We start from the raw sequence: 18572 nt of genomic DNA, 5'->3' as shown, positions 1-18572 counted from the left end.
TACTACTTCGGTGAAATCGCAGGGAAAAGACGGATGTTATTTGAAGCCCTCGGGGTTCCGGTTCCTGATGCAGAGCCCGAAAAGGCGCAGGTCTACGAAGACGACGAAGAAGAGACAGACTTCTAAAGAAGATGCCTTCAGATTAAAAGCTGAGCCTCTGCTAGAGGCTCTAGATTCTGCAATATTTCAGGTCTATAAGTTCGCTCCTGAGGGCCAAGTCACATATCTCTGGCACGAGATCCCAAAGCGTTACAAGGAACTTATGCAGAAGTTGAAAATAAAAATCCCCGCCCCGATTTTTGTAATCTAGGAGCGGGAATTCAGGTTACGAGCCGCAGGGTCGCGTTCGCAGCGGCTCGATTGCGCTTCGGAAAAAGAAAAACCGCGCAGGTTCTGCGCGGTTTTTGCGAATTCTGGTCGGAGTGAGAGGATTCGAACCTCCGACACCTGCGTCCCGAACGCAGTACTCTACCAGGCTGAGCTACACTCCGATTTGACCGTCAAGTGAACTAACTGTCCCTCTCAACTGTCAAGGAAAGCAATTCTATCAGAGAATTTTTGTATGCGCTACTCGGGAGGCAGTCAAGCTGTCGAATTCCGTTCTGAACTTCATTTCTGGCTGCGGAAATGCAGGACTCAATCGCATTAGTTTTCTTGATAATTCCGATAATTGCGTCAAGGTCAGGATCGCTGTGACTGATTGCGTTACGAATTGTTTCAGTGTCCGTCTCTGAGCAGTTTCTCAGCGCATAAATAAGCGGCATTGTCATTTTGCCTTCGCGTAAATCGGTGCCAAGATTCTTTCCGGTATTTCCAGAGACGCCGACATAATCCAGTACGTCATCAATAATCTGGAATGCTCGGCCAAGACACAGCGCATATTCGGCCATAGCGTCTTCTACCGCTTTGTCGGCGCCGGCAGAGACCGCCGCCATGCGGGCAGCCGCTTCAAACAGTACGCCGGTTTTACGCTCAATCACTTCAATGTAGCGCTTCTCGTCCACGGTGGTGTCGTGAATGTTTAAAAGCTGAATGACTTCGCCTTCGGAAACACGGTTTACCGCCCCGGCAACAATTTCACAGATCCTCAGATTCTGTGTTCGGACCATTAACTGGAATGCTCTCGAATACATAAAGTCACCAACCAGAATCGCGCTGGCATTGCCCCACTTGAAGCTGGCCGTGGGCTTGCCGCGTCTTAAATCCGATTCGTCGACCACATCGTCATGGAGAAGACTGGCGGTATGGACATACTCGATCATTGTGGCTAAAAACACAGGATCCTTGTTTTGACATCCGAGCGCTCGGGCGATCAGAAGAAGAACAACAGGACGCATCCGTTTGCCGCCTGCGCTGACAATGTAGTCAGAGATCTTCTTAATAAGAGGGATGTCACTTTGCAAATCAGAAATTACCGCCTTGTCTACCTCGACGAGATCTTCAGCGATCGGTGCAATAACGCGCTGCATCGTTTCTGCTACGTTGGCCATTCTTTTTATTCCTAATAATGCGAACTATTTGTGTTTAATATTAAACAAGATTTCTGAATTAATGGTAATTAGAACAGGAAAGTGTCCGTGACTAGCTTATATACGGCAATAATTCCTGCCCGCTAAGAAAACTGACCCGAATAAGACTCGGCTGTTAAAAACATGGAAGAGGCGGCGGAAAATGAAGCTTTCATATTAATAAAGCGCCATGGAAACTCCTTCGATCAGAGCGCTTTCCTCACTCTGAAGATGAACTGCGGACAGACGCTGCGCAGCAACAAAGTGCTGAGGATGAGGCGGAGAAAAAATAAAACATATAACGGTTTGACTTAATGAGAATTTTCCTCCATAATGCCGAACTCTGCGCAAACTTCTTTCTAGCAAACAAAAAGGCTTCAGCAGGACGCAGACTGCATTGAAGTGTTAAAGGTAAAGCATGTACGCAATTATTAAAACCGGCGGCAAACAGTACACTGTTGCTGTTGGCGATAAAGTAAAAGTCGAAACTCTGCCGGGCGAAGTCGGCTCTCAGATCAAACTCGAGACCGTTCTCGCTGTTAAGACTGATGCCGGTCTTACTCTTGGCAACCCGACAGTTCCGGGCGCTTTTGTTACAGCCACGGTCCTCTCTGAAGGTCGTCACGACAAGGTACGTATCTTCAAGTTCCGTCGCCGCAAGCACTCTATGAAGAGCGGCGGTCATCGTCAGAACTACACCGAACTCAAGATTGACGAGATTTCGGCCTAATTTGAATTTTTGATAAGAGGTATTTGAAATGGCACATAAGAAAGGCGGCGGATCGACACGTAACGGCCGCGATTCCAACGCTCAGCGTCTTGGCGTTAAAGTTTTCGGCTCTGAAATGATCCAGCCGGGCGCCATCATCGTTCGTCAGCGCGGCACGAACTTCCACGCCGGTGAAAACGTCGGTATGGGTCGTGACCACACTCTGTTCGCAAAGGTTGCAGGTAAGGTTGAATTCGTTGTCCACGGACGTCTGAATCGTCACTACGTCAACGTAGTTCCCGTCTAATCTTTACTGACGACACTTTAAAAGAATTGAGGCGCCCCATTCCTAGCAAGGAACGGGGCGCTTAATTATTTACCTGACTATCATCACATAATTAGAACTATTGCCAGCGGCAGGAAAAAATGAAATTCGTAGATGAAGCAAAAATTGAAGTCATGGCTGGAAAGGGCGGCAACGGTGTTGCCTCGTTCCGCCGTGAAAAATTCATTCCTAAAGGCGGTCCTGACGGCGGAGACGGCGGCCGGGGCGGATCGATTTACGCGATTGCAGACCGCAACCTTAATACTCTGATTGACTACCGCTATACCCGTAAGTTCCAAGCTAAAAACGGCGAAAACGGTCGCGGAAGCGACTGCTACGGCAGAGGCGCCCCCGATATTGAACTGCGCGTGCCCGTCGGAACCGTGATTACCGATATCAATACCGGCGAAACCATTGCCGACTTGGATAAAAACGGTGAGAAGGCGCTTTTAGCCCGCGGCGGAAAAGGCGGCCTCGGCAACCTCCATTTCAAGTCTTCGACGAACCGTGCGCCTCGTCAGTGCACGCCCGGAGAACCCGGAGAGGAAAGAGCGCTCAAGCTTGAACTGCGCGTATTGGCCGATGTCGGTTTGCTCGGACTGCCGAATGCGGGCAAGTCCACTCTGATTTCTGCTGTATCCAACGCTAAACCGAGAATTGCGGACTATCCCTTCACAACACTGCATCCGCATCTGGGTGTCGTGCGTGCTGGCCCCGAGTCGAGCTTTGTGATCGCTGATATTCCCGGACTGATCGAGGGTGCCTCTGAAGGCGCCGGACTCGGTCATCAGTTCCTCAGACACCTCTCTCGTACCAGTCTGCTCCTTCATGTGATCGATGTCGCTCCGATGCACGCGGAGGAAGATCCGATCGCGGCGGCTAAAGCTATCGTTGAAGAACTTCGTAAGTTCGATCCTGCTCTGGCAGATAAACCGCGCTGGGTAGTTCTGAACAAGATGGACTTGGTGCCCGAAGAGGAACGCGCTGAAGTTATTGAGAAGTACCGTAAGGAATTCGGTGCGGATACGCCGCTCTTTGCGATCTCGGCAGCGACCCGAGAAGGTACCGATAAACTCGTGAACGCGATCGCGGCAGATATCCATGAGCAGAGAAGACAGCTGCTCGCGGAGTCTGAGCCGGATGTGTGCTTTGACGATCAGGAAGAAGTTTTCCCGCCTGAACCTGAAGAAGAAAAATAAACTGATAAAGACCGCCGTGCACAGCACGGCGGCTTAATATATGCAGTATCTCCCAAACCAACGAATCCCGGATTAGCAGAAGATATGGAAGAAAATCTTAAAGTTTGGCAGGACGCCAAACGCATCGTCGTAAAAGTCGGTTCCTCTTTAGTGACAGACGAAGGCCGCGGAGTGGATCGCGCTGCGATCGATCGCTGGACAAAGCAAATTTCGGAACTCCAGAAACTGGGCAAACAAGTGATTTGGGTGAGCTCAGGTGCCGTGGCCGAAGGCGTGGTACGCCTCGGCTGGAGTAAGCGCCCGAAGAAAATGCATGAACTGCAGGCGGCGGCCGCGGTCGGGCAAATGGGCATTATCGAAGCGTATGAAAAAAGCTTTGAGATCTACGGAATCAAGACCGCTCAGATCCTGCTCACACACGCCGACTTGGCGGACCGGGAAAGATATCTGAATGCTCGTCAGACACTGGTGACGCTCTTAGATCTTGGAGTCGTGCCGATCATCAATGAAAACGACACAGTTGTCACAAACGAAATTAAAGTGGGCGACAACGATACGCTTGGTGCATTGGTGACCAATCTCGTGGAGGCGGACCTTCTCGTCATTCTTACCGACCAGCTTGGGCTCTTTACCGCGGATCCCCGCAGCAATGCCGATGCGCGCCTAGTTCAGGTCGGACGGGCCGGAGATAAAAAATACGAAGAGATGGCGGGCGGCGCCGGCTCCTCAATCGGCAAGGGCGGTATGCTGACCAAAATCTTGGCGGCTAAGCGCGCGGCTCGAAGCGGTGCTTCCACGATTATCGCAAGCGGAAGAATCGAAGACGTGCTGGTAAAACTTGCGCACGGTGAGTCAATCGGCACACTGCTTTATGCCGAAAGTCGGCCGATGTCCGCGCGAAGCCAATGGATCGCCGATCACCTGCAGCTCAAAGGCAAATGCGTGATCGATGAAGGTGCGATTCACGCCGTCAGAGCAGGTAAGAGCCTTCTGCCGGTCGGTGTTAAGGCTGTGGAAGGAGACTTCCTGAGAGGAGAAGTCGTCGCCTGTGTGGATAAGGACGGAAAAGAAATTTGCCGCGGCCTTATTAACTATGGTTCTGCCGAAGCAAAGCGCATCATGGGACATCACACCGACGAAATCTTGGATGAACTCGGTTATATCGAACAGCGTGAACTGATCCATCAGGACAATATGGTCGTCGCTTCAGTCTGATCTTCTGATATCAAAAAAGCCGCTCCTGCGTTTTGCATTGAGAGCGGCTTTTCTTAATTGCGGTACAGTCTGAAGTGATTCGGCCCTTCCGCTCTTTCCCAACGGGGCGGCGGTGTCAGTGATTTCTTATCGGGAAAGATAAGCGGTGCAAGCTCCGTAAGCGCTTCTTTATACACATTGCGCTTGAACTCAATGACCTGACTCAGCGGAACCCAATAGTCATTCCAGCGCCAAGCCTCAAATTCGGGATGATTGGTCGCTTTCAGATTGATGTCTTTGTTCTTGCCCAGAAGCTCAAGTAAAAACCAAATCTGCTTCTGCCCTTTGTAAATACCTCTGAGATCTCTGCGCACCCAGCGGTCCGGGACGTCATAGCGAAGCCAGTCTTCGGTCCTACCGATGATTCTGACCTGATTTTCAAAAAGACCGAGTTCTTCCCACAGCTCTCTGAACATGGCCTCCCTCGGAGATTCCCCGCGGTTGATGCCGCCCTGTGGAAACTGCCACGAGTGCTGACCGAGCCGCTTTCCCCAGAACACCTGTCGGAGAGGATTCGTCAAAATAATGCCGACATTCGGTCGATATCCATGTTGATCAAGCATAAAAACTTTAAAATAACTCTTTTGTGTCCTTACATTATATCGGTACGCCTTGCGGAACTTTTTCGGATTGTTCGAAAGGGGAAGCAGCGCATTCTGCCGGCATTACAAGAGTTGAATAAATGAGAGCAAAACAATTTTTTATTTCCACCATGAAGGAAGCGCCCGCAGACGCTGAAATCGTTAGCCAGAAACTGATGCTTCGCGCCGGCATGATTAAAAAACTGGCCGCTGGCATCTACGACATCATGCCGATGGGTCTTCGCTCCCTCCGTAAAATTGAAAGCATTATCCGCGAAGAAATGGATAGAGCGGGCGCCATTGAACTGCTGATGCCGATCGTGCAGCCGGCTGAACTTTGGCAGGAAACCGGCCGCTGGCAGAAGTACGGAGATGAACTCCTCCGTATTAAGGACCGTCATGACCGTGATTTTGTTCTGCAGCCGACCAGTGAGGAAGTTGTCACGGATATCGCTCGTCAGGAAATTAAGTCCTGGCGTCAGCTTCCTGTGAATTTCTACCAGATCCAGACGAAGTTCAGAGATGAACGCCGCCCTCGCTTCGGCGTGATGCGAGGCCGCGACTTCATCATGAAGGACGCCTACTCATTCGACAGAAACGCTGAAGATGCCGGTAAGAGCTACGACAAGATGTTTGAAGCTTACTGCCGAATCTTTGATCGACTCGGCCTGATGTACCGCGCGGTGCGCGCCGACTCCGGCTCGATCGGCGGCTCCCGCTCTCAGGAATTCCAAGTAATCGCCGACACCGGCGAAGACCTCATCGTGTTCTGCCCGGACAGCGATTACGCGGCAAATATCGAACTCGCTGAGGCGCCCTGCCTGATCGAAAAACGCGAAGAGCCCAAAGAAGCGATGGAAAAAGTTCCGACACCCGGAAAAGATAAATGCGAACTCGTCGTTGAACTGCTGGGCAAGCCGCTCACCGACAGCGTCAAATCCATCGTGCTTGCGGTTGAACAGTACGACGAAAAAGGCAATCCGCTGCCTGCGAAGATTGTTCTGCTGCTGCTGCGCGGAGACCACAGCCTGAATGAAGTGAAAGCGGGCAAACTTGACGCGCTCAAGCCCGGATTCCGCTTCGCGACGGATTCTGAAATCATGAATACTTTCGGCAGTAAACCCGGCTACCTCGGACCTGTCGGTATTCCTAAGAATGTCACGATTGTTGCGGACACCACCGTCGCCAACATGAGCGACTTCATTGTCGGCGCCAACGAAGAGGGCTACCACATTCGCGGCGTGAACTGGGGCCGCGACCTGAGAGAACCGGACGTTGTCGCAGATATTCGCAACGTAGTTGTGGGAGACGCTTCTCCTGACGGCAAAGGCACACTGAAAATGCAGCGCGGCATCGAGGTCGGCCATGTCTTCTTCTTAGGCGACAAGTATTCTTCCGCGATGAAGGCGACTTATCTGGATGAAAACGGCAAACCGCAGGTCCTTCAGATGGGCTGCTACGGTATTGGCGTTTCCCGTCTGCTCGGCGCTGCGATTGAACAGGGTCATGATGACAAGGGCATTATTTGGCCCGACAGCATCGCGCCCTTTACCGTCGTTATCTGCGCGGTCGGCTACGACAAGAGCGAAGAGGTTCAGAAGGTTTCCAATGAACTGTACGGCCGCCTGAAAGAGGCCGGTATTGATGTCATTCTTGACGATAGAGGACTGCGCCCCGGCGTAATGTTCGCTGAGTGGGAACTGATCGGTGTACCGCACCGCGTCACGATCGGCGACCGTGGCCTCAAAAACGGTGAAGTTGAATACACGCACCGCAGAGATCTGAAGAATGAGACGGTGCCTGTCGCGGATATTGCAGATAAACTGATCGGCTTGATCAATAATAGATAATCTCTGATCATTGATTCAAAAAACCGACCGGGAGCTAAAGTTCCCGACCGGTTTTTCATTAAGCGAAGCACTGCAAAAGAAGCGCCTTTTAAAGGATTACACGCGTTCTGCGGAAGTATCAAGCGGCGCAGGCCCCTGTGCCGCATCCGCAGCTTTCGGAGCCGGATCGGATTCTACGCGGCAGATAATTTCCGGTGTCCCGATAAGATGAAGATCTCTTTGCGGGAAGGGTATGTTGATCTTGCGCTCGTTGAATTCACGCAGCATTTCTCTGCTGATATTTGAGCGCAGCACGGTAGTGCCCTTTTCCGGATCGGAAATCCAGAAGTAGGAAGTTAAATCGATACCGTCCGCGCCGAAGTTGGACAAAATCGTGTAAGGAGGAGGGCTGATCAGCACACGAGGCTGTCTGCGGACAATGTCCGTCATAAGTTCAATCACCTCTTCGACGTCAGTGCTGTAGTCGACACTCATAGTCACGGTGGTGCGGCCCGGTCCCTGCAGATACGAGGTATTTTTCACGTTTCCGGTGACAAACGCCTCATTCGGGATAATCGTGACGCTGCCGTCAAAGGCACGGATAACGGTGTAGCGCGTTTTAATGTCATTGACGATGCCTTCCACGCCCGCAACTGAAACCAGATCGCCGATTTTGATGCTTCTGTCGAGCAGAATGATAAAGCCGCTCACATAGTTGGAGGTAATTTTCTGCAGGCCAAAGCCGAGACCCACACCGACCGCGCCGCCGAATACGCCGAGCACGGTAATGTCAATGCCGACCGAGGAAAGACCGACCAGAATCGCAATGAAGGTAAGCAGAACTTTCACGACGCGAATCAGAACAACCCTAAGACTCGACTGCATCGTCGGAATACTGTTGAGCCAGCGCTCAATGAACTGTCCGACCCATTTGGCGACAATCAGCGCGAGCGCGATGGAGAAGATCGCGAGAAGCAAAGACCAAAGCGTGAAGTTGTCCTTGCCAAGCGGTATCTTGGTGGACTGCATGAAGCTGACGGCCTTCGGCAGAACGCCGACGACCTGCAGCGCAACGCCGCCCCAGATGGCCCATGTCAGGAAATTATCCAGACTGTTCGAGAGTTTGCCCCGGCTGACCGTTTGGTGAATGATAAAGATGACGGTGCGGATAACAACGTAGGCGCCAAGGATGAGCCAAATAATGGATTCCAGCGGCAGCGCGTGCTTGGGCAGCACGTTGAACAGCCGGATCGTAAACGTTGTCACCGCGATGAACACCATAGAGATGAGCGGGAAACTGAGCCGCAGAAGCAGCGTCTGAATTCGTCTGCGCACGAGACTCCAAAACGCCTGCTCTCTTTGTTTAGGGTTCTTCTCTTCTTCGGCCTGTGTTTGTTCCTCTTCGGCAAAAAGACTGACCGCCCGCTTGTAAAGGTAGCGAGAGAGCAGCCAGCCGAGGATCAGTGAGGTCGCAAGACAGGCGATCTGCCAATATACGACCGGCTGATTCAGCCCCTTTTCAAACATGAGCAGAAGCTCATCAAGGATATTGTTATCAGCGCTGAGGAGCTCCTCGGTTGTAACCGCGGTTTGAGCAACCTTTGCGACTTCGCTGACGGCCATAAATTTTCCTTATAAAACGACGTTAACGACCGACGTCTTCCACCGGATCGAAAGTGAGAAGAATAGAGGAGGGAACGTTTCCGACAGGCGGTTTCGGGAACGGATCACACAACAGGATCGCTTTTTCCACCGCGTTGTCAAAAGCTTTAAGACCGCTCGTCTTCAAAAGTTTCGGAGTTCCGGCTTTCTTGCCGGTCTTCAGAAGCTGTACTTCGAAGCGCGCGACATAGTCGCCGCGTTTGGCGCCTGCCGGGGTATTAAACGTAATATGCGGTCGGATGCAGGCCACGATACGATTGTTGTACTGAGCCTGCTGGAAGCTCGTCATGCTCGAGGAGCCGCTGCTGCCCATGCTGGATCCGCTCTGTCCGGAAAGACGGCTGAGCATTTCTTTTCTGCGTGCGGCGTTGGCCTGAGCTTCAGCTCTTTGACGATTCAGCTCTTCCTGAGCTTTCTTTTTCTCAGCAAGTTCTTTTTCGCGTTTGGCTTTCTGCTCGGCGATCTGCTTTTCACGCTCCTGAGCCTGACGTTTGAGCTCTTCCTGACGAGCCTTGCGTTCCGCTTCGGCTTTCTGCTGCTCAAGGCGTTTTTGTTCCGCAAGCTGACGCTGCTCTTCCTGACGTTTTAATTCCTGCTGCTTGAGCTCTTCCTGGCGTTTCAGCTCCTGCTGTCTGAGCTCTTCCTGTCGTTTAGCTTCTTCCGCTTTGCGTCGTTCTTCCGCCTGTCGGGCTTCTTCGGCTTTACGCTGCTCTTCAGCTCTGCGGGCTTCTTCTAACTGACGCTCGCGCTCCAGAATGCGCTGCTTTTCTTCTTCCTGCTTTTTCGCTTCGCGATCCAGCCGCTCCTGAACGATGTCCGGGTCTTCAAGCATATTGGCCTGACGATCCAAGTCGGTCTGTGCAATCGGCGGCGGTGGCGGCGGAAGCTGCGGCTCCGGCGCGCTCTGCGGTTCGGGAGCCGGCGGTTCAGGTTCAGGCTGCGGTTCCGGTTCGGGCTCAGGCTCAGGTTCCGGGGCCGGTTCCGGCTGAGTATCGGCCATTTGAGCCGCCTCGTCTCCCGTCCAGAGTTCGGCGTATACCGGACCGGTCGGCTCCGCTCTCCACTGCATTGACACAAACAAAAGCACAAACAGCACGCCGTGGGCGATTAGGGCAAGCACAAAGGCGACACCCCAGAAGCCTTGGCCGTCTGTTACTTTATTCGGCTGATTGGGAGAATAGTCATCCATTACTTAGCTCCGGACCCTTCCAGTTTGAGGGATAAACCGATGCGTGTGATGTTGGCTTTCTGCAGATTGCGCATGACATCGATCACTTTTTCATAGGCGACCGTTTTGTCCGCCGCGATGACGACAGGCACATTGGCGCCGTCAGCGCGCAGAGATTCAACGGTTGACACGAGCTGCGGGAAGTCCACCGGTACGACTTTCTTAGCGCTGTCACGAATAGAAAGCTGGCCGTCGGGTGCGACAATGACTTCAACGACTTTATCAGGCTGCTTGGCGGCCTTGTTGACGGTCGGCAAATCAACCATTGAGGGATTGACGTAAGGAGCCGCCACCATCAGGATGACGACCAGCACCAGCATCACGTCAATATAGGGAACGACGTTCATCTCTGCGAGAAGACGTCTTCTGCTTCCGTTGCGGGGCATGTTCTTTCCTTAGGCCTGACGACTCAAAATATTTTGGAATTCCTGCATGTAGCTTTCATACTGGTTCGCAAGACGATCCAGGCTGTAAGCAAAGCGGTTGTATCCGATCACGGCAGGAATCGCGGCGAACAGACCGATCGCGGTTGCGACCAGAGCTTCGGCAATACCGGGGGCTACAACAGCGAGCGAGGCGCTTTCCAGGTTGCCCAGTCCGGTGAAGGCGTCCATGATGCCCCAAACCGTACCGAACAAACCGATGTAGGGAGAAACCGAACCAATCGTGGCAAGCACCGAAAGACCGGATTCCAGAATGTCCAGCTCTCTCTGGAAGCGGGCGCGCATGGCGCGCGAGACGCTATCAATGAGCCCGAATGTGCCGGCTTTCTGCTCTAGATGGCTCGCTCTGCCGCGCAGAAACTCAGTCATGCCGGAATAGAAAATGCCTTCCTGAGGTCCGATGGAATCGCGGCGTTCGGCTGCCGATTCATAGAGCTTGTTCAGATCGGCTCCGCCCCAGAAACGCTTGTCGAAGCTTGCGGCTTCTCGTCTGGCGCGGCTCATCTGAAACCATTTCTGGAAAATAATCGTCCAGCTCACCAGTGAAAAAATGAGAAGAATGCACAAAACAATCTGCACTACGGCACTGGCTTGTGTGACTAAAGTGATAATGGATAAATCAGCGGATGCTTCCATCACGATCCCTTACGAAATTAAAAGTTCTTTAAATTTTGCAGACATCTCTTCCGGCATTGCAGTCGGACGGAAAGTATCCGCGTTCAGTACGCCGCAGCGAATCTCACCTGAGGCAAGCTTCTCGCCGGCTCTTAATATCTCCTGTGTGAAGCAGAAAGAGGCCCTTCGGCAGTCGGAGATTCTCGCCCGGACAATGAGCTCGTCATCAAGATGCGCGGGCCGAATGTAGCGGACCTTTGCCTCGGCGACGACAAATACGATTCGATGCCGCTGATACAGCTCCTCCTGAGACCAGCCGAGCGCTCTCAGCCATTCCGTACGCGCCCGCTCCATGAATTTAAGGTAGTTGGCGTAATAGACGACCCGAGCACAGTCCGTATCTTCATAATACACACGCACGGGTAAGTCAAAGTAAGCCTCAGTCATTTAAGAATATCGCTCCCTGCCGAATATCGGTCAATACACACAGAAGTCCAAAGCAAGATTTTATCAAGCTGATTCTGATAAATAGTTTTTTTGGCTGGCTGTGTATCCAAATCAAGCGCTTTCTGACATCCTTGGAAACAAAGCTTAAACTGAGATAATGTGTTGGTAAATGTTTCATTTCTTTGGGTTTTTAATCAAACTGATAAGATATTGCGTCCCAAAATAGGTGAAAGGATAAAAGTGAAAAGAAATACGGCAAACCCAAGGTCTCGAGCGAGAGCGCTGCTCTGCCTTTCGTCGCTTTTGGGCTGCATGTTTTTGCTTTCTTCATGCCGAGAAATTCCCAATGCCGTGCACAGCGAACAGGAACTTTCCGCAAACACTTTATTTACGCCTTTTTCAGGCCGCAGCCCTAAGCATCTGGATCCGACCAGTTCTTACTCGTCGGATGAAACACCTTATACCTACAATATTTACGAACCGCTTTATCAGTATCACTACCTCAAAAGGCCCTATGAGCTGATCCCCCGAGCGGCTGAAAGAATTGTTCAGCCGGTTTATTTCGATAAGAACGGAAATAAGCTTGGTAAAGACGCAGACCCTGAAGAGGTCGCGCTCAGTGTGTACGAAATTCCGCTGAAGAAAGGCATCATGTATGCGCCGCATCCCGCTTTCGCGAGGGACGCGGAGGGTCGCTACGTGAATCATCATCTTGCGCCCGAGGTCATTGACGGGCTGCGCAATCCGCTCGATCTGCCGCAAAAAGGAACTCGGGAGCTCGAGGCGGAAGATTATGTCTATGCGATTAAGCGTATGGCGAACCCGCGCATTATCTCTCCGATCTTCGGAACGATGGCTAATCATCTTCCGGGACTGAACGAATACGCGGTCCTGGTTCGAGCAGAAGATGAGCGGCTCAGACGCGGACTTTCGCCTACGGACCGCGATCTGCCGTTTCTGGATTTCAGAAAAATTCCTCTGAAGGGTGTCAGCGCGCCCGATAAGTACACGCTGCGCCTGGAGGTCAAAGGCAAATATCCTCAGTTTTCCAATTGGCTTGCAATGACCTTTTTTTCTCCCATCCCTTGGGAAGCAGAAGCGTTCTACGCGCAGAAGGGCATGGCAAAGAACAATCTTTCTCTGAATTACTGGCCGGTCGGAACCGGGCCCTATATGCTGGTCGAATCGATTGAAAACCGCAGACATGTCATGGAGCGCAACCCGAACTACAGAAAAACGGAACTTTATCCGTGCGAAGGCGAGGAGCTTGACGAGTCAAAGGGCTATCTGCAGGACTGCGGCAAGCCGATGCCTTTTATTGATCGAATTGAAATCAGCGCGGAAAAAGAAAGCGTGCCTCTGCAGACGAAATTTCTACAGGGCTATTACGATTCTCCGCAGATTGAGCGTCTGGACAACGGTCAGGGTTTTCTGATCGGCATGGCCGACAGCGCCAAGAAAGAAAAAGAATATCGCGAAAAGAAACTGCAGTTCCCGAAGACGGTAGAAGCTCAGAATACTTACTTCGGATTTAACTGGCTCGATCCTGTGATCGGCCGAGGCGATACGCCCGAGCAGCAGGAGCGCAACCGTAAGCTTCGTCAGGCGATCTCTATCGCGATGGACTGGGAAGAGTACATTCAGATTTTCCAGAAAGGGCTCGCATCTCCTGCGCACGGTCCGCTGCCGCCGGGATTGTTCGGTTACAGCAAAGACGGCGCGGCGGCATTTAACCCCTATGTTTACGAGAAAGGCGAGGACGGACAGATCCGCCGCAAATCTCTGGCTGAAGCGAAAAAACTTCTGAGCGAGGCCGGTTATCCGGACGGACGGGATCAGAAAACGGGAGAACCGCTTGTATTGAATCTGGACTTTCAGGCGGCTGCGTCTCCTGCGACAAAATCCGTGCTGGACTGGTATCAGAAGCAGTTTGCCAAGATCGGAATTCAGCTCGATATCCGCGCGACGGACTACAACCGCTTCCAGGATAAAGTCATTACCGGAAATCATCAGCTGTTCCTTTGGGGCTGGCTCGCAGACTACCCGGATGCGGAGAATTTCTTATTTCTGCTTTACGGACCCAACGCGAAGTCGAGCACGGGCGGTTCTGGAGAAAACGCTTCGAACTATCAGAACGATGACTATGACCGGATTTACGCCAAGATGCGCTACTTGGATGAGGGTCCGGAAAAGGCTGCCGCCATTGAAGAGCTGATCCGCATTGTGCAGAAAGACGCTCCGTGGTCGTTCGGATACTTCCCGACGAGCGCCGCGGCTTTTCATCAGTGGGTGCATAACGGTAAACCGACACAGATTGTCCGCAACCATATCCAGTATTTGAGGCTTGACCCCGCGACCCGAGTCGAGCGCGTTAAAGAGTGGAATAAACCGATCTACTGGCCGCTCTTTATTCTGGCTGCGCTTCTGGGTTCACTGGTTGTTCCGGCCGTGATTCTGCACCGTAGAAGAGAGCGCATGACCGCCCGTACTGCACAGGAGTCCTTGAAATGATTCGATATCTTTTAAGACGCATCGGCTACGGCTTTTTAATTCTCATCGGCGTGAATCTGCTGACGTTCGTTTTGTTTTTTACCGTCAACACGCCGGATGATATGGCGCGGCTCAATATCGGCGGAAAACGCGTGACGGCTGAAGCGATTGAAAGCTGGAAGAAATTCCACGGCTACGACAGGCCGCTTCTGTGGAACGAGAGTGCTGAAGGAGCAAAAAAAGCGACAGAAACCATTTTTTGGGAGCACAGCGCCCGAATGATGGTCGGTGACTTAGGCGCGTCCGATACCGGCCGCGATATTGCCTATGAGATTAAAAACCGCATGGGCCCTTCGATCGCGCTTGCGCTGCCGACATTTTTACTCGGTGTCTTCGTCATCGTGGTGTTCTCTCTGGGGCTGGTGTTTTTTCGGCATACGAAGCTCGAGATCGGCGGCGTGATTCTTGCGATCGTCATGATGTCGATTTCCGGGCTTTTCTACATTATTTTCGGACAGTGGCTGTTTTCCAAGATTCTCAAGCTCGTGCCGATTTCCGGTTTTGAAAGCGGCACAGCGATGGCGGCTTTTCTCATTCTTCCGGTCGCGATCGGCGTTTTCTCCCGCATTGGCGGAGACGCGCTCCTTTACCGATCCATGTTTTTAGAGGAGATCAGCAAAGATTATGTCCGCACGGCCCGCGCCAAAGGGCTGCCGGAGTCAGCCGTGCTCTTTAAGCATGTTCTGCGCAACGCAAGTCTTCCGATCCTCACCTCGACGGTGGCGGTTCTTCCGATGCTGTTCTTAGGCTCACTGGTGATGGAGAGTTTCTTCGGCATTCCGGGACTGGGCAGCTTTACGATTGACGCGATTAACAGTCAAGATTTTGCGATTGTGCGCACCATGGTGTTTGTCGGAACCGTTCTTTATGTGATCGGTCTGATTTTGACGGATGTGGCCTACACGATTGCCGACCCGAGGATTCGACTCAAATGATGATGCCTAAATTTGTTCTTCTGCCGACGGACATTGTGGTCATTGTCTTGGTTGCGGCACTCGGTTTTTATCTCTGGCATGCGCTGCGCAGCGATGAGCTGCGCGCCCGATGGCGCTATGTGATGGGCTCGGCGGCCGCGCTTTGCTCATTGACACTGCTCGGTTTTTTCCTTTTGACTGCCGTTTTGGATTCGGTGCATTTCCGTCCGGTTATCGCGGTGCAGGATCAGCACGCGGTTTATGACGTTAAGACGTATTCTCTGCTGGACAAAGCGTTTGGCAAGGCGCATCTTGCCGAAGAAAAGTCTTACTCGGAGCCGCTGGCGACGCGCACCTTTGAAAAAAATTCACGCTTTGAAAACGGTCGTCCGATTCGTGATTACGAGCCGCTGAAAGCGGGCGGCGCGCATCTGAAGGACGAGAGCGATCACGTTAGGGATGTTCTTGTCAGATGCGCTTTTGCGCTTGCTATTGGTCTTGCCGCCTGCGCTGCGCTTTGGGTCATTTGCGTTCTCTGCGCCGCGCGCGCCAAAGGAAGGACCTTTGCCGAGGAGGCGGGCAGGCTCTTTAAGCGGCGAGACGAGGTGCCCTATGAAGCCGTTCTTTCGACCGTTTCGATTTTGGTGCTCCTCGGATCTCTTATCGCGTTTCTCTGGCCCTTCTACCACGTGATGGGCACTGATCAGACCGGCAACGATGTGCTTTTCCAGGCGTTTAAATCGATTCGTACCGCGCTGGTTATCGGAACGCTTGCCACGCTGACAACGCTGCCTTTCGCCGTGGTGCTCGGCATCAGCGCCGGTTTTTTCAAGGGTTGGGTTGATGACTTGATTCAGTACCTGTACACCACGCTCTCTTCGATTCCGAGTGTGCTGCTGATTGCCGCTTCCGTGCTGATGATTCAGGTGTTTATTGACGCGCATCCCGGCATGTACGCCACCGGCATTGAGCGGGCGGATCTAAGGCTCTTTATGCTGAGCGTCATTATCGGTCTTACAGGCTGGGCGACGCTTGCGCGTTTGCTGCGCGCGGAGACGCTCAAGATTTCTCAGCTTGATTACATCCAGGCGGCAAGAGCGTTCGGTGTCGGACCGTTCCGTATTATGCGCCGCCACGTGCTTCCGAATGTGCTTCACATCGTATTGATTGTGGCGGTTTTGGATTTCTCGGGCATCGTGCTGTATGAGGCCGTGCTCTCCTATGTGGGCGTTGGGGTCGACCCGACCACATACAGTTTCGGTTCGATGATCAACGCGGGCAGACTCGAACTTTCTAGAACCCCTGTGGTTTGGTGGAATCTCTGTACGGCGTTTGTTTTTATGCTGACGCTGGTTCTTTCGGCAAATCTTCTGGCTTCTTCCGTGCGGGAAGCGTTTGATCCGCGTTTGGCAATTAAAGTGAAGAGAGGAAAGTAATGCTGCAGATATCGAACATGGTGACTGACATCCTCACTTCCGAGGATACGGTGCGCGTGGTTGACGGTTTGAGCTTAGAGCTCAGCCCCGGAGAGTTCTGCGCTTTAGTAGGCGAATCCGGCTGCGGAAAATCGATGACGGCGTTTTCTCTGCTGCGTCTTTTGCCGAGTACGGGCCGTGTCACATCAGGCGTCGTCACGGTTGACGGCACCGAGATTATGGGGCTGCCCGAGTCAATGATGCGTCATATTCGTTCCTCAAAGATCAGCCTGATTTTTCAGGAACCGGCGACGTCGCTGAACCCAGTTATGACGGTCGGCGATCAGATCGTAGAGACAATTGAACTGCATACGGCGCTTAGAGGCGTAAAGGCCCGCGCTAAGGCGCTTGAATGGCTGAAAAAAGTCGGCATTCCGGAGCCCGAGAGACGTATTGACTCTTTCCCGCATGAGCTTTCCGGCGGACAAAGGCAGCGCGTCATGATCGCGATCGCGCTGGCGGCGCAGCCGAAATACTTAATCGCGGACGAGCCGACGACCGCGCTTGATGTGACCATTCAGGCGCAGATTCTTGATCTCATTAAGAGTCTTCGCGATTCGGAAAACATTGGCGTTCTGCTGATCACGCATGATTTGACGGTAGTTGCTCAGGTGGCGGACCGTGTGGGTCTGATGTATGCCGGAGAGCTTGTGGAAGAGGCCAGCGCTCAGGATTTCTTCTCGAGCCCCTACCATCCGTACGCGCGCAATTTGCTCAAAGCACTCCCGGAAGGCAAAGATAAATCGCACCCGCTTCAGGCGATTCCCGGGATGGTGCCCCGCTTGAACCGAAAGTTTGTCGGATGCCGTTTTGCCGATCGCTGTACTGAAGCAAGAGCAGAGTGCAGGCGAGGCGACGTCCCTCTGACGGATTTCGGTACTCGGCGCGTTCGCTGTTTGTTTCCGATTAAATCGAAAGTAGAGCTTCCGAGAAGTGACGCCGCGGTGGAAAGCGAAGCGACGGAAGCGGGCGCTTTGCTGCAGGTGCGTGACTATAACGTTTGGTTTCCTACGCACGGCGGCTTCCTGCGCCGGCCGGATTATGTGAAAGCGGTTCAGGACGTATCTTTTGATGTGCTTCGGGGCCGCACCACCGCGCTGGTCGGAGAAAGCGGAAGCGGCAAGACGACTGTCGCGCGAGGCGTTCTGCAGCTGCTTCGCAGCGCGGCGCATATCAACGGTTCGGCGCGGCTTGACGGCACCGAGCTCAGTGAGCTCAAAGGACAGGCGCTCTTAGAAGCAAGACGACGAATACAGGTGATTTTCCAAGACCCGTTCTCAAGCCTTAATCCGCGCATGCGCGTTAAAGAGATTCTTTTAGAGGGGCTCGAAAGTCTGAGATCGGGCACTTCAGCTTCAGAAGCGATCGATCGGGCGGAATCCGCAGTCAATCTCTGCGGTCTGCGTTCGGATTCACTTTACCGCTACCCGCATGAGTTTTCCGGCGGACAGCGTCAGCGTTTGGCGATTGCCCGGGCGCTTCTGGTGGAGCCGGAATTGCTGATTTGTGATGAGCCGACTTCTGCGCTTGACGTATCGGTACAGGCCCAGATTCTGAATTTGTTAAACGAGATCCAGAAAAACAGAGGGATTTCGTACCTTTTTATCACGCACAACTTCAGCGTGGTGCGTTACCTCGCCGATGACGTCATTGTGATGAAGGACGGACGTGTCGTTGAGTCTGGAACCGCGGCGGAGGTTTTAAATACGCCCAGAGAAGTCTATACGCAGAATCTTTTGAACGCGGTGCCGAATTTTGACGCGCTGCGCCAAAAGCTCGGAAAATAAAAAAGAGCCTTTCTTTTTTGCGTAAGAAAGGCTCTGATTGACTCAG

16 protein-coding genes and 1 tRNA gene are annotated in these 18572 nt (G+C 52.7%); 9 read left to right on the top strand and 8 right to left on the bottom strand.

The genetic code is table 11. The annotated features are described in order from the left end of the window. Positions 1 to 414: 414 nt before the first annotated feature. Together E5987_RS09365 and E5987_RS09360 are read right to left on the bottom strand one after the other, a co-directional pair. A tRNA-Pro gene (locus tag E5987_RS09365) sits at positions 415 to 491 on the bottom strand. A gap of 18 nt (positions 492 to 509) precedes the next feature. Continuing rightward, a complete protein-coding gene (locus E5987_RS09360; RefSeq protein ID WP_160335825.1) occupies positions 510 to 1490 on the bottom strand; it encodes a polyprenyl synthetase family protein in 981 nt (326 codons plus the stop codon). 436 nt (positions 1491 to 1926) lie between these two features. On the opposite strand from E5987_RS09360, the gene rplU reads away from it, so the two are divergent. The 4 genes from rplU (at position 1927) to proB (ending at position 4956) form a co-directional block, all read left to right on the top strand. After that, entirely contained in the window at positions 1927 to 2238 is a 312-nt protein-coding gene (gene rplU, locus E5987_RS09355) for a 50S ribosomal protein L21 (protein ID WP_160335824.1), read from the top strand. A 28-nt stretch (positions 2239 to 2266) separates the two neighbouring features. Continuing rightward, entirely contained in the window at positions 2267 to 2524 is a 258-nt protein-coding gene (gene rpmA, locus E5987_RS09350) for a 50S ribosomal protein L27 (RefSeq protein WP_160335823.1), read from the top strand. Between the two features lie 119 nt (positions 2525 to 2643). Then, the gene (gene obgE / locus E5987_RS09345) at positions 2644 to 3741 is read left to right on the top strand and encodes a GTPase ObgE (protein WP_160335822.1); all 1098 of its coding nucleotides are present in this window, start codon (positions 2644 to 2646) and stop codon (positions 3739 to 3741) included. A gap of 84 nt (positions 3742 to 3825) precedes the next feature. Then, positions 3826 to 4956 (top strand): glutamate 5-kinase, encoded by a 1131-nt coding sequence (gene proB / locus E5987_RS09340; RefSeq protein ID WP_160335821.1) that lies wholly within the window; start codon positions 3826 to 3828, stop codon positions 4954 to 4956. A 53-nt stretch (positions 4957 to 5009) separates the two neighbouring features. On the opposite strand, the gene E5987_RS09335 is transcribed toward proB, so the two are convergent. Beyond that, the gene (locus tag E5987_RS09335; RefSeq protein ID WP_160335820.1) at positions 5010 to 5558 is read right to left on the bottom strand and encodes an RNA pyrophosphohydrolase; all 549 of its coding nucleotides are present in this window, start codon (positions 5556 to 5558) and stop codon (positions 5010 to 5012) included. A gap of 119 nt (positions 5559 to 5677) precedes the next feature. Here E5987_RS09335 and E5987_RS09330 point away from each other — a divergent pair, with 119 nt between their 5' ends. Next, complete coding sequence (locus E5987_RS09330; RefSeq protein WP_160335819.1) at positions 5678 to 7426, top strand: proline--tRNA ligase; 1749 nt, start codon at positions 5678 to 5680, stop codon at positions 7424 to 7426. 96 nt (positions 7427 to 7522) lie between these two features. On the opposite strand, the gene E5987_RS09325 is transcribed toward E5987_RS09330, so the two are convergent. Genes E5987_RS09325 through ybgC form a run of 5 tightly spaced genes read right to left on the bottom strand, consistent with a single transcriptional unit; the run spans position 7523 to position 11800 of the window. Further along, positions 7523 to 9028 (bottom strand): mechanosensitive ion channel family protein, encoded by a 1506-nt coding sequence (locus E5987_RS09325; RefSeq protein WP_160335818.1) that lies wholly within the window; start codon positions 9026 to 9028, stop codon positions 7523 to 7525. Between the two features lie 22 nt (positions 9029 to 9050). Further along, positions 9051 to 10256 (bottom strand): cell envelope integrity protein TolA, encoded by a 1206-nt coding sequence (gene tolA, locus E5987_RS09320; RefSeq protein WP_160335817.1) that lies wholly within the window; start codon positions 10254 to 10256, stop codon positions 9051 to 9053. Then, positions 10256 to 10681 carry a biopolymer transporter ExbD gene (locus tag E5987_RS09315; RefSeq protein ID WP_160335816.1) on the bottom strand — a complete coding sequence of 142 codons (426 nt, stop codon included), beginning with the start codon at positions 10679 to 10681 and terminating at the stop codon, positions 10256 to 10258. The genes tolA and E5987_RS09315 overlap by 1 nt, the downstream gene beginning before the upstream one ends. A gap of 9 nt (positions 10682 to 10690) precedes the next feature. Beyond that, complete coding sequence (gene tolQ, locus E5987_RS09310; protein WP_160335815.1) at positions 10691 to 11374, bottom strand: protein TolQ; 684 nt, start codon at positions 11372 to 11374, stop codon at positions 10691 to 10693. A 9-nt stretch (positions 11375 to 11383) separates the two neighbouring features. Next, positions 11384 to 11800 (bottom strand): tol-pal system-associated acyl-CoA thioesterase, encoded by a 417-nt coding sequence (gene ybgC, locus E5987_RS09305; RefSeq protein WP_160335814.1) that lies wholly within the window; start codon positions 11798 to 11800, stop codon positions 11384 to 11386. Between the two features lie 312 nt (positions 11801 to 12112). On the opposite strand from ybgC, the gene E5987_RS09300 reads away from it, so the two are divergent. Genes E5987_RS09300 through E5987_RS09285 form a run of 4 tightly spaced genes read left to right on the top strand, consistent with a single transcriptional unit; the run spans position 12113 to position 18526 of the window. Then, the gene (locus E5987_RS09300; RefSeq protein WP_160335827.1) at positions 12113 to 14311 is read left to right on the top strand and encodes an ABC transporter substrate-binding protein; all 2199 of its coding nucleotides are present in this window, start codon (positions 12113 to 12115) and stop codon (positions 14309 to 14311) included. Next, entirely contained in the window at positions 14308 to 15285 is a 978-nt protein-coding gene (locus E5987_RS09295; protein WP_160335813.1) for an ABC transporter permease, read from the top strand. Before E5987_RS09300 ends, E5987_RS09295 begins: the two co-directional genes overlap by 4 nt. Further along, positions 15285 to 16700, top strand: coding sequence for an ABC transporter permease (locus E5987_RS09290; protein WP_160335826.1), 1416 nt, complete (start codon positions 15285 to 15287; stop codon positions 16698 to 16700). The genes E5987_RS09295 and E5987_RS09290 overlap by 1 nt, the downstream gene beginning before the upstream one ends. Beyond that, a complete protein-coding gene (locus tag E5987_RS09285) occupies positions 16700 to 18526 on the top strand; it encodes an ABC transporter ATP-binding protein (RefSeq protein WP_160335812.1) in 1827 nt (608 codons plus the stop codon). Before E5987_RS09290 ends, E5987_RS09285 begins: the two co-directional genes overlap by 1 nt. The last annotated feature ends 46 nt before the right edge of the window (positions 18527 to 18572 follow it).

This window comes from Parasutterella muris (assembly GCF_009767915.1).
Taxonomy (GTDB): domain Bacteria; phylum Pseudomonadota; class Gammaproteobacteria; order Burkholderiales; family Burkholderiaceae_F; genus Parasutterella; species Parasutterella muris.
The sequence above is the reverse complement of the archived record's forward strand: the minus strand, read 5'-3'. Positions and strand labels throughout refer to the sequence as shown.

Excerpts from the sequence above, each read along its gene's own strand:
- E5987_RS09360 (WP_160335825.1), bottom strand. The coding sequence starts at position 1,490 with ATGGCCAACGTAGCAGAAACGATGCAGCGCGTTATTGCACCGATCGCT.
- rplU (WP_160335824.1), top strand. The coding sequence starts at position 1,927 with ATGTACGCAATTATTAAAACCGGCGGCAAACAGTACACTGTTGCTGTT.
- rpmA (WP_160335823.1), top strand. The coding sequence starts at position 2,267 with ATGGCACATAAGAAAGGCGGCGGATCGACACGTAACGGCCGCGATTCC.
- obgE (WP_160335822.1), top strand. The coding sequence starts at position 2,644 with ATGAAATTCGTAGATGAAGCAAAAATTGAAGTCATGGCTGGAAAGGGC.
- proB (WP_160335821.1), top strand. The coding sequence starts at position 3,826 with ATGGAAGAAAATCTTAAAGTTTGGCAGGACGCCAAACGCATCGTCGTA.
- E5987_RS09335 (WP_160335820.1), bottom strand. The coding sequence starts at position 5,558 with ATGCTTGATCAACATGGATATCGACCGAATGTCGGCATTATTTTGACG.
- E5987_RS09330 (WP_160335819.1), top strand. The coding sequence starts at position 5,678 with ATGAGAGCAAAACAATTTTTTATTTCCACCATGAAGGAAGCGCCCGCA.
- E5987_RS09325 (WP_160335818.1), bottom strand. The coding sequence starts at position 9,028 with ATGGCCGTCAGCGAAGTCGCAAAGGTTGCTCAAACCGCGGTTACAACC.
- tolA (WP_160335817.1), bottom strand. The coding sequence starts at position 10,256 with ATGGATGACTATTCTCCCAATCAGCCGAATAAAGTAACAGACGGCCAA.
- E5987_RS09315 (WP_160335816.1), bottom strand. The coding sequence starts at position 10,681 with ATGCCCCGCAACGGAAGCAGAAGACGTCTTCTCGCAGAGATGAACGTC.
- tolQ (WP_160335815.1), bottom strand. The coding sequence starts at position 11,374 with ATGGAAGCATCCGCTGATTTATCCATTATCACTTTAGTCACACAAGCC.
- ybgC (WP_160335814.1), bottom strand. The coding sequence starts at position 11,800 with ATGACTGAGGCTTACTTTGACTTACCCGTGCGTGTGTATTATGAAGAT.
- E5987_RS09300 (WP_160335827.1), top strand. The coding sequence starts at position 12,113 with ATGTTTTTGCTTTCTTCATGCCGAGAAATTCCCAATGCCGTGCACAGC.
- E5987_RS09295 (WP_160335813.1), top strand. The coding sequence starts at position 14,308 with ATGATTCGATATCTTTTAAGACGCATCGGCTACGGCTTTTTAATTCTC.
- E5987_RS09290 (WP_160335826.1), top strand. The coding sequence starts at position 15,285 with ATGATGCCTAAATTTGTTCTTCTGCCGACGGACATTGTGGTCATTGTC.
- E5987_RS09285 (WP_160335812.1), top strand. The coding sequence starts at position 16,700 with ATGCTGCAGATATCGAACATGGTGACTGACATCCTCACTTCCGAGGAT.